Here is a 12,878-nt window from a genome sequence, read left to right on the forward strand (position 1 = left end):
GGGGTCAGTCAATCTCGTGGTAGATCGTGCCGGACTCGGCGGACACCAGGCCGAGGTGGAATCGGATGGATTCCCCCAGGGCTTTGAGTGAAACGCGAGTGATGGCCCAGGCACCGGCGGCCACAATTGCGGTTACGCCCAGGACAGCCAGCCGCGAGTGAAAGATCACGAAGTATTGAACCGCGACGATGGCGGCCATGACAAGACCGCCGCCCAGCATCAGCGGCATCATGAACGGGCTGCGCGTGGTTTCGGGTTGTTTACCGAACGGCAGGCCTTCGATCAGACGCAATTCCAGGCTCAGATAGAACGACGCCATTGCCATGCTGAACGCGGCGAACAGCAGCGCGTCGAGCGGTCCCCAAAACCAGGCGGTGATCAACAGCAGGATTACGTGCGGCGCGAGGATGATGCGCGTCCACAAGGCGGCGTGAGTTCCATTCGCAATGCCTTGCAGGCTGCCCGAAGGAGCCAGCAGAAAGATCCAGGCGCCCTTGTAGTCAGAGCCATAGGCCAGCAGCGTACTGATGAAGAACAGCAGGCCCCCGATGATGTGCGGCACCAGGTGGACGGGCGAGAAACCGGGAGCGAACACGCTGGCGGAAGGGATGCGGCGCATCTCGATGAACGGGAGGATGAGCATGGGCAGCATCGGCACCAGTTGGCGGCGGAACTGCCAGTCTCGCCACATCATGGCCGAGACATAGTGGAAGCCGGCCCGGGCCGGAGGGCCGCCGTACAGCCGGGCCGCCAGATCGCCGAGCCACGAGCGCCTGCTGCCCCGGGCGCGAGTGCCGCGTCCCTGCACCATGCTCGAGACGCGAATCAGGAAGTCGCCCGAGAGGGCTCGAATTCCGGAGATGCTCACGGCCAACGCGACGACTGCGAAGCCCGCGATGAGCGTGTTGCGCCAGGTTGGATCCTGCGGCAGTGCGATCTGGAAGGGCAGGCGGGTGAACACGCGCGGCACGAACTGCAGCAGAGAGAGGAAGATCAGGGGCACCAGTTCGATTGCCTGGCCCCACGACTTAACGCGCGACGGAGGGGCGATGCGCAGCAGCCAGCCAAAGATCGAGCAGCAGAGTAGGGCGATGAACAGACCGGCGGCCAGCGTGCCGGCCAGGTGCAGTAGCGGGTAATAAAGGGGACAGCCGGGTATGAACAAGGCCACCAGGGCAGGCACAACATTCAGGCCGGGTGCAAGATAGAGCACGATACGCAGAAGGTGCGTCAGCTTGGCGGCCGTATAGGTCGCGCCGTCCACTGGTTGGTGCGCCAGTATCAGTGCTTCGGTAGGATTCACCAGGCTGTTGCTGGTCTCCGTCAGCAGGATGGTGAACAGCAGGAAGCCGGTCATGAAGAGGAAGACTCCGGCGTAGCCCCGCAACGATGCCGCTGCCATCAACATTAGAATGCTGAACAGTCCGGCCATGACAGCATAGAGCAGTGTGGCGGCCTTCAGGGTGAAGCCGTCGCGGCCCAGGTGGCCCAGCATCTCGCGCCGTTCGCTGATCTTGCCGAACAAACCAAGCAGCAGCCAATAGCGCACCGGGTCGATGCCGCACATGCGCAGCAGTGGGTTGAGGGCTTTCATGGCCTGAGCGCATCGACGATGCGCGCGACACCGGGATCCGTATCCACCGAGTGGGTCAACTGGCGGAAGACCTGCTCCAGCGTCGCCTGGCTGGTGGCCTCGCGCAGGGCCTCCGGCGTGTCATTGGCGATGAGATTGCCCTGGTGGATGATCATCACCCGATTGCAGATCTTTTCCACCACGTCGAGCACATGCGAGCTGTAAAGGATGGTCTTGCCGGCCGCGGCCAGCGCCGCGAGCAGATCCTTGATGAGGATCGCGGCGTTGACGTCGAGGCCGGAGAGCGGTTCGTCCAGCAGTAGCAGGTCCGGATTGTGGAGCAGCGCGGCCGCGATCAGGATCTTCTGCCGCATGCCTTTGGAGTACGCGTTCAGCCTGTCGCCCGCTTCGGCGGTCAAAGAGAATGTTTCGAGAATGGCGGAGATCCTCGCTTGCAGCAGCGGCTCCTCCACGCCATGCAAGCGGCCTGAGAGCTCCAGGAACTCCTGGCCCGTGAGCGACTCGAACAGCATGGCGGATTCCGGCACATAACCGATGCGTTGTTTCACGTCGACTGCGCGCTCGGGCAGCGGCAGTCCATCGACTGTGATGGCTCCCATTCCTGGCGTGAGGATGCCCGCGATCAGCTTGATGCAGGTGCTCTTGCCCGCCCCGTTCGGCCCGAGCATCCCCATGATGGCGCCGCGATCCACGGTAAATGAGAGCCCGTGCAGCACCTCGGCCCGGCCGTACCCGAACCGGACATCGACAAATACGACCATCGGATCCTGCAATTGCTAACTCCTGGCGGGCATTATAGACACAATTGCACGCTGACTTTCCCTCTGTCAGCAGCCAATCATTTGGATCCAGCGGCAGCGTGCTACGCTTTTGCGCATGAGATTCTGGCTCGTATTCCTCAGCGCCCTCTGCGTCGTGGCCCAGAACAAGCCACCAGCCTCCGCCGTTCACCCCATCACCGAGACATTGCATGGCACGGCGGTGACCGATCCTTACCGCTGGCTGGAAGATCAGCAGAGTCCCGAAACACGCGCCTGGATCGACACCCAGATGAAGTATACGCGGGCCGCCCTGGATCCCCTGCCGCAAAGGCCGCGCTGGAAGGCCCGGCTCACCGAGTTGCACCGTACGGAGACCACCGGCCTGCCCCGCGAAAGGGGCGGAAAGTACTTCTTCGAAAAGCGAGGCGCGAGCGAGAACCGGGCCTCCATCTGCGTTCGGCGGTCGCTGGAGGGGCCTGACGAAGTCCTGGTGGACCCAGCCGCTGTTTCAAAGGACGAAACGGTCAGCGTCGACCTTCTGGACGTCACGCCGGATGGCAAACTGCTGGCCTTTGGCGTCAGGAAAGGCGGGGCGGACGAGTATGAAGTGCTGCTGCTGGATGTGGATCGCCGGCAGCCGTTGCCGGACCACCTGCCGCCAATGCACTACATCAACGTGCTGCTGGTGCCCGACCACTCCGGAATCTACTTCACAGACCTCGATCCCGGCAAGGGTCCGCGCGCCTTCTTCCGGCCCCTGGGCCGCGAAAACGTGGAGCCGAAGCAGATCTTCGGTCAGGGCTTCGGCGCGGAGTACATCCTGGAGGCGAATCTCTCAGAAGACGGGCGCTTCCTGACACTGAACATGGTGCAGGGGTCCGCCGGCAACCGGACCGAAGTCTGGCTGCTGGACCGCCTGAAGGGTGGACGGCCGCAGCCGATTGTGCGGGACCTGGATGCGCGCACCTATGGATTCGTCAGCGGCGGCAGGCTCTTCCTGATAACGAACTGGCAGGCGCCCCGAAGCAGGGTCTTCGTCGTGAATCCGGAGCAGCCGCAGCGGTTCTTCTGGAAGCTGATTGTGCCGGAAGCGCCGTGGAATCTCGAGAGCCTGGACGTGGCGGGTGAGCGGCTGCTGGTGTCCTATACGCGCAACGCCAGCTCCCTGGTGATGGTTCTGGAAGCCGACGGGCGCTACGCCGGAGAGGCGGAACTGCCCGGCCTGGGAGCGCTGAGCGGTGTCTCCGGCCGCTGGGGGTCGAAGGAGTTCTTTGCCGGCTACGAGTCATTCACCACACCGGCCATGGTCCTGCGGTTTGACGCGAAGACCCTGGCGCGCACCACGTGGTATCGCAATCCGGTGCCGGTGGACAGCAATGCCTTCGAGTCGAAGCAAATCTGGTTCTCGTCCAAAGACGGCACCCGGGTACCGATGTTCGTTGTGCACAAGAAGGGCCTGCGGCTGGACGGAACGAACCCTACGCTGTTGACCGGCTACGGCGGATTCAACGTGAGCAACACTCCGTACTTCTGGTCGGCTGGAGTTGCCTGGATGGAACAGGGCGGCGTCCTGGTGAATGCGAATCTGCGGGGCGGCGGCGAGTTCGGCGAAGAGTGGCACCGGGCTGGGATGCTCGCGAATAAGCAGAACGTGTTCGACGACTTCATCGCCGCGGCCGAGGAGTTGATCCGTCGGAAGTACACCAGCCCGGGCAAGCTCGCCATCCTGGGCGGCTCCAACGGGGGCCTGCTGGTGGGCGCCGCCATGGTGCAGCGGCCGGAACTCTTCCGGGCGGTGGTATGCGAGGTGCCGCTGCTCGACATGCTGCGCTATCAGAAGTTTCTGGTGGCCGGGCTGTGGGTGCCGGAATATGGCTCCGCCGACGATCCGCGCCAATTCGAGTACCTGCTCCGCTACTCGCCTTACCAGAACGTGAGGGACGGGGTGAAGTACCCGGCCGTCCTCTTCGTGACCGGCGATTCGGATACACGCGTGGCTCCGCTGCACGCCAGGAAGATGACGGCGCGGGTCCAGGCGGCGACCTCCTCCGGACTGCCGGTGCTGTTGCTCTACGACACAAAGACCGGACACTCGGGCGGAAAGCCGGTTTCCCAGCTCATCGAGGACGAAACGGACACCTTCTCCTTCCTGGCGTGGCAATTAGGCCTCTAGCGCGGCGGGGCTGTGGTAGTGTTCCGGTGAGAGGAATCGCTCATGCTCCGTGTGTTTGCAGGATTGGTCCTGCTGGCCGGATTCAGCGCAAAGGCGGCGGATTACGCCGTGGGCGCCGACCTGTCGTTCCTGAAGCAGGCTGAGGATCGGGGCACGCGGTTCAAGGAGAATGGGGAAGCCAAGCCGGGCCTCCAGATCCTCAAGGACCACGGCTACAACTGGATCCGGCTGCGGCTGTTTCACACGCCGGCGGAGCTGCCGAACAATCTCGAATACACCATCGCCACGGCGAAGGCGGCCAAGGCGCTGGGCTACAAGTTCCTGCTGGATTACCACTATTCCGATACGTGGGCCGATCCCGGCAAGCAGTTCATCCCCAAGGCCTGGGAAGGGTTCAGCCACCAGCAACTCGTCCAGACCGTCTTCGAGTACACTCGCGACACCATGCGTGCTTTCGGGGCAGCCGGAGTCCTGCCCGATATGGTCCAGGTGGGCAACGAGGTGTCGAACGGCATGCTGTGGCCCGACGGCAGACTGCCGGACCATTGGGATTCGTTCGCGGATCTGGTGCGGGCCGGGATCAATGGCGTCGACGCGGGGCGGGGCAATGGAACGCGCCCGCGCATCATGGTCCACATCGACAAGGGCGGAGACTGGCAGGCAACCAAAGCCTTCTTCGACAAGTTCCACCGCTATGGGCTTGGCTATGACGTCATCGGGCAGTCGTACTACCCTTGGTGGCACGGGTCTTTACTGGATCTGAAGGAAAACCTGGACTTCATGGCGAATGAATATCGAAAAGAGATCATCCTGGTGGAAGTCGCCTACAATTGCCGCCCCGGAGAGTATCTGAACAAGCCCGGCCCATTCCCGGAGACCCCCGACGGACAGGCCGCCTTCCTGGAGGAGGTCCAGCGGCTGGTGGTGGCTACGCCCCACGGCTTGGGCAAAGGCATCTTCTGGTGGGAGCCGGCCGTGACCGGCGGCCTGGAGCGCCGCGGCTTCTTCGATCCGCAATACAACGTCCTGCCGGTGATCAGCGTCTTTGACCGCTGGGTGCGGCACTAGTGGCGGCGCCGGCCGTGAGTAATGAAGCCATGCGGATAGCGCGCATGAAAGCCCTGCCAATTCAGACGTCTCAGTGTGATAACCTGAGAAGGAATTTGAGCGCCAGCGATGCCGGCACGCGTCAGTGAGGCGTTCGTCCTCCGCACCTACCCTTTTCAGGAAGGGGACCTGATTGTCAGTTTCGACACTCGCGATCAGGGCAAGTTGCGGGGCGTCGCCAAGCGGGCTCGAAAGCCGAAAGGTCCCTTCGGATCTTCGTTGGAACGACTCTCGCAGGTGAGGATTTCCTATTACCAGCGGGAGGGTGCCGAGTTGGTCCGGATTGACTCCGTGGAACTGATACAGACGCAGTTTGGTCTGTCCAGTTCATACGAGGCCGGCGTGGCGCTCGACTATTTCGCGGAGGTGTGCGACCACTTGCTACCGCCCTCGGAACCCAACGAGCGGTTCTACCGGCTGATTGGCGCCGTGCTGGCCGAATTGCGCGCGGCGGCGCTGGATCAGAGGCCGGCGGCGGTTTGGCGCACCATTATGTATTTCACGTTCTGGGCTGTGCGCTTGTCGGGCTTCCTACCCGAACTCCGGGTGAGCGCCGCCAGCCGCGAACTGGCTCAGGCCATGGCCGCCCACCCCGTGGCGAACCTGGCCGCCATCGACTGGACCAAGGATACGGCGGCCGACCTGCGCCGCTTCCTCTACCGCGAGATTGAATCGCATATCGAGCGCAAGCTCCTCACCGTCCCCCTTATGGAGGCTCTCTAAGTTCCCCGCATGGATTCCTATCAGGAGACAATCTTCAAGCTGAAACGCTTCTGGGCGAAGCACGGCTGTGTCATCCAGGAACCCTATGACATCGAGGTCGGTGCCGGCACCATGTGCCCCGAGACCTTCCTCCGTGTTCTGGGCCCGAAACCCTATAGCGTCGCCTATGTGCAGCCCTCCCGCCGCCCGGCGGATGGCCGCTATGGCGAAAACCCGAACCGGCTCTACAAGCACTCGCAACTGCAGGTGATTCTGAAGCCGGCCCCGGCGAATGTCCTCGATCTCTATCTGGAGTCGCTGGAAGCCATCGGCATCAAGCTCGACCAGCACGACCTGAAGTTCGAGGAAGACAACTGGGAATCACCCACCCTCGGTGCCTGGGGCATCGGCTGGCAGGTGATGATGGACGGCCAGGAGATCACGCAGTTCACCTACTTCCAGCAGTGCGGCGGTGTGGACCTCGACCTCGTTCCGGCGGAATTAACCTACGGCCTGGAACGGCTGATCGGGTTTCTGCAGGATCGCAAGTCGGTCTACGACATCGAGTGGGTGGCCGGCACGACCTATCGCGACGTCCGGTTCCGCGACGAGCAGCAGTTCTCGGTCTATAACTTCGAGAAGGCCGACGTCGGCATGCTCTGGAAGCTGTTCGACCTGCACGAGGCCGAATCTCAGCGGCTCATCGACGAGTTCCGCGGCCTGGACCCCGAGAAAGACGCCTATGAGAAGAAGCGCTTCCCGCTGCTCAGCGCCTACGACCACGTGCTGAACTGCTCGCACACCTTCAACCTGCTGGACGCGCGCGGCGCGATTTCGGTGACTGAACGCGTCGGCGTCATCGCCAGGGTCCGCAAACTGGCGGTCGGCGTAGCCACCTCCTGGGTGGATCAGCAGACTCTTCTCAACGCCGTCGAGGTGGCCCAATGAGCGAAGTGAAGCCATTCCTCCTCGAACTCGGTGTGGAAGAGATTCCGCATTGGATGATCGTGCCCGCGCTGGGCGACATGGAACGCCTGTTCCTGGAACTGTGCCAGACGCACCAACTGGTGCCCGGGGATCTCAAGTTCGACGGCACGCCCCGCCGCCTGGTTCTGCGCGCGGCCGGGCTGCCCGAACGGCAGGCCGATCGTGTCGAGCTGGTCATGGGACCGCCGAAGTCCGCCGGCGCCGGCGCCGCGATGGGCTTTGCCAAGAAGAACGGGGTCACGGTGGAGCAGCTCTCCACCGAAGTGACGCCCAAGGGTGAGTACTTCGCCCTAAGCCGCAAGATCGAGGGCCGCGAGGTCCGGCAGATCCTGGCCGAAGCGCTGCCCACGCTGATCTCGAAGATCCCGTGGCCCAAGGCCATGTACTGGACCGGCAAGGGCGGCACGACGTTCATCCGGCCCATCCGCTGGATCGTTGCCCTGCTGGGCGACTCCGTCGTGGAGTTTGAGCTGGCCGGCGTCCAGTCGGGCACGCTCTCTCGCGGCCATCGCCGCCTGGGCGCCGATGAGATCGCCTTCGACCACACCAATTACGAAGAGCGCCTGGAGAAGAACGGAGTCATCCTCTCCGCCGCGAAACGCCGCAAGCGGATCCAGGACGGCATTAAGAAGCTGCTCAAGGGCAAGGGCCTGGAACTGATCGCCGACGATTCGCTGTTGGACGACCTGGTGTACCTCACCGAGTATCCGACGCCGATCCTGGGCTCCTTCAATCCCGAGTTTCTCGCCCTGCCGCAGGAAGTCCTCTCCACCGTGATGCGCCATCACCAGCGCTACTTCACGATGCGGGACGGCGAGGGCAAGATGGCTCCGCACTTCCTGGCCATCATGAACATGAAGGCCGACAAGAAGGGCTACGTCGTCAAGGGCAACGAGCGTGTGCTGGAAGCCCGCTTCAACGACGCCCGCTTCTTCTGGGACCAGGATCAAAGCAAGAAGCTGTCCGACCGTGTCGAGGATCTGGCAAACGTCACGTTCCAGGCCAAGCTTGGTTCCTACAAGGACAAGCGCCTGGGCGTGGAAGCCGGAGTCTGCCGCATCGCCGCGGCCCTCAATCTCGATACCCGGCTGGCGCGCCGCTCCGCCGAACTCTGCAAGACCGACCTCATGACGGAGATGGTCAAGGAATTGACTGAACTCCAGGGGGTGATGGGTGGCCTGTACGCCAAGGTGCAGGGCGAGCCGGACGAAGTCTGGAAGGCGATCTACGAGCATTACGAGCCGGCCAGCATGGAGTCCGAAGTGCCGTCGAGCGACTACGGCAAGATCCTCTCCATCGCCGACAAGCTCGATTCCCTGGAAGGCTGCTTCGCGCTGGGCATGATCCCCAGCGGTTCGAAGGATCCGTTGGGCTTGCGCCGGGCGGCTCAAGGCATCGTGAAGACGATCGTCGAAGGCCGGCTACGGCTGAACCTCAAGAAGCTCGTGAACGAGGGCGCGGAGGAGACCAACCGTACCTTCCTGCGCATCCGTTCCGACTACAAAGAGGATCGCGCGGCCGACGGCGAGCTGAAGCTAGCCAAACAGATCTGGGAGTTCCTGCTCGACCGCGTGCGCTACTACTTCCGCGAAGTACGGCACTACGCGTACGACGAGCTCTCCGCCGTGCTGGCGGCCGGTCCCGTGGACCTGGTCGACATCGAATCGCGGCTGTATGCGTTGAAGCTGGTCCGCCAGACCGAGGAGTTCGAACCCCTGGCGGCGGCGTTCAAGCGCATGCGCAATATCCTCAAGCAGGCCGGCTGGCAGAGTGGCTCCGTGAACCCGGCGCTGCTCGAAGAGGGCGCGGAACGCGAACTTTTCGACGAGACCAGCCGCGTACTGGCCAAAGTGGCCGTCTACCGCCAGTCGGAAGACTACATGGCCTCGCTCAATGTGATCTCCACGCTCAAGCCGGCGGTGGATCACTTCTTCGACAAGATTCTGGTGAACGCGCCGGATCCGGCCGTTCGCGACAACCGGCTCGCCCTGTTGGGCGGGCTCTACAACGAAGTTTCCTCGATCGCCGATTTTTCGGAGATCGTGACCTCATCAACGACCGAATGAACTCATTATTCTGCTGAGAAATTCAGGAGCACGATAGCGCTATGAGCAAATACGTTTATTCCTTCGGCGGCGGGACCGCTGAGGGTGACGGCACGATGAAAGACTCGCTCGGCGGCAAAGGCGCAGGCCTTGCCTCCATGTGCCGGGCGGGCGTGCCGGTGCCCGGTGGTTTCACCATCATCACCGACGTGTGTAACGTCTTCTTCGACAACGACAAGAAGGTGCCGAAGGAAGTCGACGAGCAGATCTGGAAAGCTCTGGATCAACTGGAAGCCCTGATGGGCAAGAAGCTGGGCGATGCGGCGGATCCGCTGCTGTTGAGCGTGCGCTCCGGCGCGAAGTTCTCCATGCCCGGCATGATGAACACGATTCTCAACCTCGGCCTCAACGACAAGACCACCAAGGGCCTGTCCGACAAGACCGGCAATCCGCGCTTCGCGTACGATTGCTATCGCCGCTTCATCCAGATGTTCGGCGAAGTGGCCTTCGGCGTCGAGATGGAGCACTTCGATCATGCCTTCGATACCCTCAAGGCAAAGAAGAAGTACAAGCTCGACACTGAGATGACGGCCGATGACCTCAAGGTCATCGTCGAAGAGTTCAAGAAGATCTTCAAGAAGCACGCCAAGCGCGACTTCCCGCAGGATGCCCGCGAGCAACTGCTGCTGTCCCGCAACGCCGTGTTTATGTCCTGGTGGGCGCCCAAGGCGTCCTACTACCGCAAGATGGAGAAGATCTCCGATCGTCTCGGCACCGCCTGCAACATCCAGGCGATGGTCTTCGGCAACATGGGCGACACCTCCGCCACCGGCGTCGGCTTCACCCGTGACCCCGGTAGCGGCGAGAAGGTGTTCTACGGCGAATTCCTCGTCAACGCCCAGGGCGAAGACGTTGTGGCCGGCATCCGTACCCCGTCTCCCATCTCCGAACTCAAGGACTGGAACGCGGACGTCTACAACCAGCTTCGCGACATCACGTCGAAGCTCGAGCTGTCCTACAAGGACATGCAGGACTTCGAATTCACCGTGCAGGAAGGCGTCCTCTGGATGCTGCAGACCCGCAACGGCAAGCGCACCGGCCCGGCCGCTGTCCGGGTTGCGGTTGACATGGTGACCGAAGGCCTGATCGACGAGAAGACGGCCGTCATGCGCGTCGCACCGGCCCAGCTCGACCAGCTGCTGCACCCCGTGTTCGACACCGCTTCCCTGAAGTCGCTCACCAAGCTCGCCACCGGTATCGACGCCTCCCCCGGCGCCGCCGTCGGCCGCCTGGCCTTCACTTCGGAAGACGCCGTCGAAATGTCGGCTAAGTCCCCCGTCATCCTCATCCGCAAAGAGACCACGCCGGACGACATCCACGGCATGGACGCCGCCAAGGGCATTCTCACCGCCGTCGGTGGCAAGAGCTCCCACGCGGCCGTTGTGGCCCGCGGCATGGGCGTTCCCTGCGTCGTCGGCTGCGGCGCCATCTCGATCAACGAGCGCGGCAAGGTCGCGACCGTGAAGACGGCCGACAAGACCGTCACCATCAAGGAAGGCGACTGGGTGTCCATCGACGGCGCCACCGGCGGAGTCTATCTCGGCCAGGCTGCCACCAAGGATCCCGATCCCAACTCGCCCGTCTTCGCCAAGTTCATGAAGATGGCCGACGTGTTCCGCGGCAAGTTCGGTGTTCGTGCGAACGCCGATATCCCGCGCGACGCGAAGGCTGCCCGCGCGTTCGGCGCCGAAGGCATCGGCCTGTGCCGCACGGAACACATGTTCTTCGCCGAAGACCGTCTGCCGCACGTCCAGGCCATGATCCTCACCGACAACGTGAAGGACCGCACCAAGGCGCTCGCCAAGCTGCTGCCCATGCAGCGCAAGGACTTCGCCGGCCTGTTCGAAGCCATGAACGGCTTCCCGGTGGTCATCCGCACCCTGGATCCCCCGCTGCACGAGTTCGTCCCCAAGCGCGAAGAGCTGATGGTCGACCTCGCCAAGCTGCCCACCGCCGACATCAAGACCAAGAAGGAAATGCTGTCGCGCTACAAGAACTTCGCGCCCGACGTGAAGTCGCTCAAGACCGTGCTGCCCCAGTTGCTGGCCCGTGTCGAACAGCTGCATGAGTTCAACCCCATGCTCGGCCACCGCGGCTGCCGTCTCGGTATCACCTATCCCGAGATCACCGAAATGCAGGCCCGCGCTATCTTCGAGGCCGTTGTTCAGGTCGCGAAGAAGGGCAAGACGGTCATTCCCGAAGTCATGATTCCGCTCATCGGCGGCGTCGAGGAACTCGAGAACCAGAAGAAGATCGTTAAGGCCATTGCCGAGGAAGTTCTGGGCAAGGCCGGCCTCAAGAAGCAGAAGTACATGATCGGCACCATGATCGAGATCCCGCGTGCCGCTCTCACCGCCGATCGCGTGGCCACCGAAGCCGAGTTCTTCTCGTTCGGTACCAACGACCTGACGCAGACCACAATGGGCCTCTCCCGCGACGACTATACGAAGTTCTCGAAGGAGTACGAAGAGAAGAAGATCTTCAAGAATGACCCGTTCGGCGTCATCGACCGCGAAGGCGTCGGCAAACTGATCAAGCTCGCTGTCGACCTCGGCCGTTCCACCAACCCCGAATTGGAAATCGGAATCTGCGGCGAGCACGGCGGTGACCCGAGCTCCGTCGAGTTCTGCTACCAGGTCGGCATGGACTACGTGTCCTGCTCGCCCTACCGTGTGCCGATCGCCCGTCTCGCGGCTGCCCAGGCAGCCATCGCGAAGAGCGAAGGTTCCGCGGAAGCCAACCGCACCGCGTAGTTCGAACCCGAGTCGGAGAAAGGGCCGCGCCTCCCATCTGGGGGCCGCGGCCCTTCTCCTTTTGGGGACTATGCGAGCAAAGCCGCCGACGAGTGGACCCCTGGCGCATACCCGGACCGGAAACACGCCACCATCGACCACGGCGTCAGCACCTCAGCGGTCTCTCCGCTTCTGCGCGCCCGCCGCCCGACATAGCCCGACGGCGACCACTCCAGCAGCGAGTCGCCCCTCACGAGGTACAAACCGCCTTCCTGGCGGACAAACGTCCCATCGGGCAGGAGTTCCAGCGGTTCGCGATAGGTGGCCTTCGACCCATCGGCGTCCATCCGCTCCGCATGCAGCACCCGGTCCATCGCATCCACGTAAAGCCTCTCCCCTGCGACCCGCCCTGGCCACACGCTCAGGAACTTCAGGAAATCCGCCCGGCGGCACTCCGCGCACGGCCGGTGTCCCGCCGCGAACGCCGTGGCTTCGTCCAGGAAGAACAGTTCCGTATACAATCGCGGCGTCATCACTACCCGGCGCCGGTCTTTGAACTGCAGCACGCATGTGATCCATTGCCGGCTTTTGAACGGCCGCACGATCTGCCGGTGCTCGTTGTGGATCGCCCCGCCGCGATTGCCCATCAGCGTGCCCCGGGCCTCGGTCGCGATCAGCTCTCCTTCGGGCGTCACTCGGTTCTGTAGCGGCATCAGC

9 protein-coding genes are annotated in these 12,878 nt (G+C 63.0%); 6 read left to right on the forward strand and 3 right to left on the reverse strand.

Translation table 11 applies throughout. The features are described 5' to 3' along the window. Positions 1-4: 4 nt before the first annotated feature. Together IRI77_RS34095 and IRI77_RS34100 are read right to left on the reverse strand one after the other, a co-directional pair. A complete protein-coding gene (locus IRI77_RS34095; RefSeq protein ID WP_194449391.1) occupies positions 5-1,594 on the reverse strand; it encodes a hypothetical protein in 1,590 nt (529 codons plus the stop codon). After that, complete coding sequence (locus IRI77_RS34100) at positions 1,591-2,367, reverse strand: ABC transporter ATP-binding protein (protein ID WP_228486466.1); 777 nt, start codon at positions 2,365-2,367, stop codon at positions 1,591-1,593. Before IRI77_RS34100 ends, IRI77_RS34095 begins: the two co-directional genes overlap by 4 nt. Positions 2,368-2,470: 103 nt before the next feature. Between IRI77_RS34100 and IRI77_RS34105 the strand changes: the two genes are divergently transcribed. From IRI77_RS34105 to ppdK, 6 genes are all read left to right on the forward strand, one after another. Further along, entirely contained in the window at positions 2,471-4,528 is a 2,058-nt protein-coding gene (locus IRI77_RS34105) for a prolyl oligopeptidase family serine peptidase (protein WP_194449392.1), read from the forward strand. 42 nt (positions 4,529-4,570) lie between these two features. Beyond that, positions 4,571-5,596 (forward strand): glycoside hydrolase family 53 protein, encoded by a 1,026-nt coding sequence (locus IRI77_RS34110; protein ID WP_194449393.1) that lies wholly within the window; start codon positions 4,571-4,573, stop codon positions 5,594-5,596. 108 nt (positions 5,597-5,704) lie between these two features. Then, positions 5,705-6,358: a DNA repair protein RecO gene (gene recO, locus IRI77_RS34115; protein WP_194449394.1), complete on the forward strand. Its 654-nt coding sequence runs from the start codon at positions 5,705-5,707 to the stop codon at positions 6,356-6,358. Positions 6,359-6,367: 9 nt separating this feature from the next. Continuing rightward, the gene (locus IRI77_RS34120) at positions 6,368-7,285 is read left to right on the forward strand and encodes a glycine--tRNA ligase subunit alpha (RefSeq protein ID WP_194449395.1); all 918 of its coding nucleotides are present in this window, start codon (positions 6,368-6,370) and stop codon (positions 7,283-7,285) included. After that, positions 7,282-9,390 carry a glycine--tRNA ligase subunit beta gene (glyS, locus tag IRI77_RS34125; protein WP_194449396.1) on the forward strand — a complete coding sequence of 703 codons (2,109 nt, stop codon included), beginning with the start codon at positions 7,282-7,284 and terminating at the stop codon, positions 9,388-9,390. The genes IRI77_RS34120 and glyS overlap by 4 nt, the downstream gene beginning before the upstream one ends. 41 nt (positions 9,391-9,431) lie before the next feature. After that, complete coding sequence (gene ppdK, locus IRI77_RS34130; RefSeq protein WP_194449397.1) at positions 9,432-12,182, forward strand: pyruvate, phosphate dikinase; 2,751 nt, start codon at positions 9,432-9,434, stop codon at positions 12,180-12,182. Positions 12,183-12,250: 68 nt separating this feature from the next. Here ppdK and IRI77_RS34135 read toward each other — a convergent pair whose 3' ends face one another. Next, on the reverse strand, positions 12,251-12,874 hold the full coding sequence (locus IRI77_RS34135) for a hypothetical protein (RefSeq protein WP_194449398.1): 624 nt from the start codon (positions 12,872-12,874) through the stop codon (positions 12,251-12,253). Between the last annotated feature and the right edge of the window lie 4 nt (positions 12,875-12,878).

Source organism: Paludibaculum fermentans, from assembly GCF_015277775.1.
Taxonomy (GTDB): Bacteria; Acidobacteriota; Terriglobia; order Bryobacterales; family Bryobacteraceae; genus Paludibaculum; species Paludibaculum fermentans.

Coding starts and splice junctions, on each gene's coding strand:
- glyS (WP_194449396.1), top strand. CDS start 7,282: ATGAGCGAAGTGAAGCCATTCCTCCTCGAACTCGGTGTGGAAGAGATT.
- IRI77_RS34105 (WP_194449392.1), top strand. CDS start 2,471: ATGAGATTCTGGCTCGTATTCCTCAGCGCCCTCTGCGTCGTGGCCCAG.
- recO (WP_194449394.1), top strand. CDS start 5,705: ATGCCGGCACGCGTCAGTGAGGCGTTCGTCCTCCGCACCTACCCTTTT.
- IRI77_RS34110 (WP_194449393.1), top strand. CDS start 4,571: ATGCTCCGTGTGTTTGCAGGATTGGTCCTGCTGGCCGGATTCAGCGCA.
- ppdK (WP_194449397.1), top strand. CDS start 9,432: ATGAGCAAATACGTTTATTCCTTCGGCGGCGGGACCGCTGAGGGTGAC.
- IRI77_RS34135 (WP_194449398.1), bottom strand. CDS start 12,874: ATGCCGCTACAGAACCGAGTGACGCCCGAAGGAGAGCTGATCGCGACC.
- IRI77_RS34120 (WP_194449395.1), top strand. CDS start 6,368: ATGGATTCCTATCAGGAGACAATCTTCAAGCTGAAACGCTTCTGGGCG.
- IRI77_RS34095 (WP_194449391.1), bottom strand. CDS start 1,594: ATGAAAGCCCTCAACCCACTGCTGCGCATGTGCGGCATCGACCCGGTG.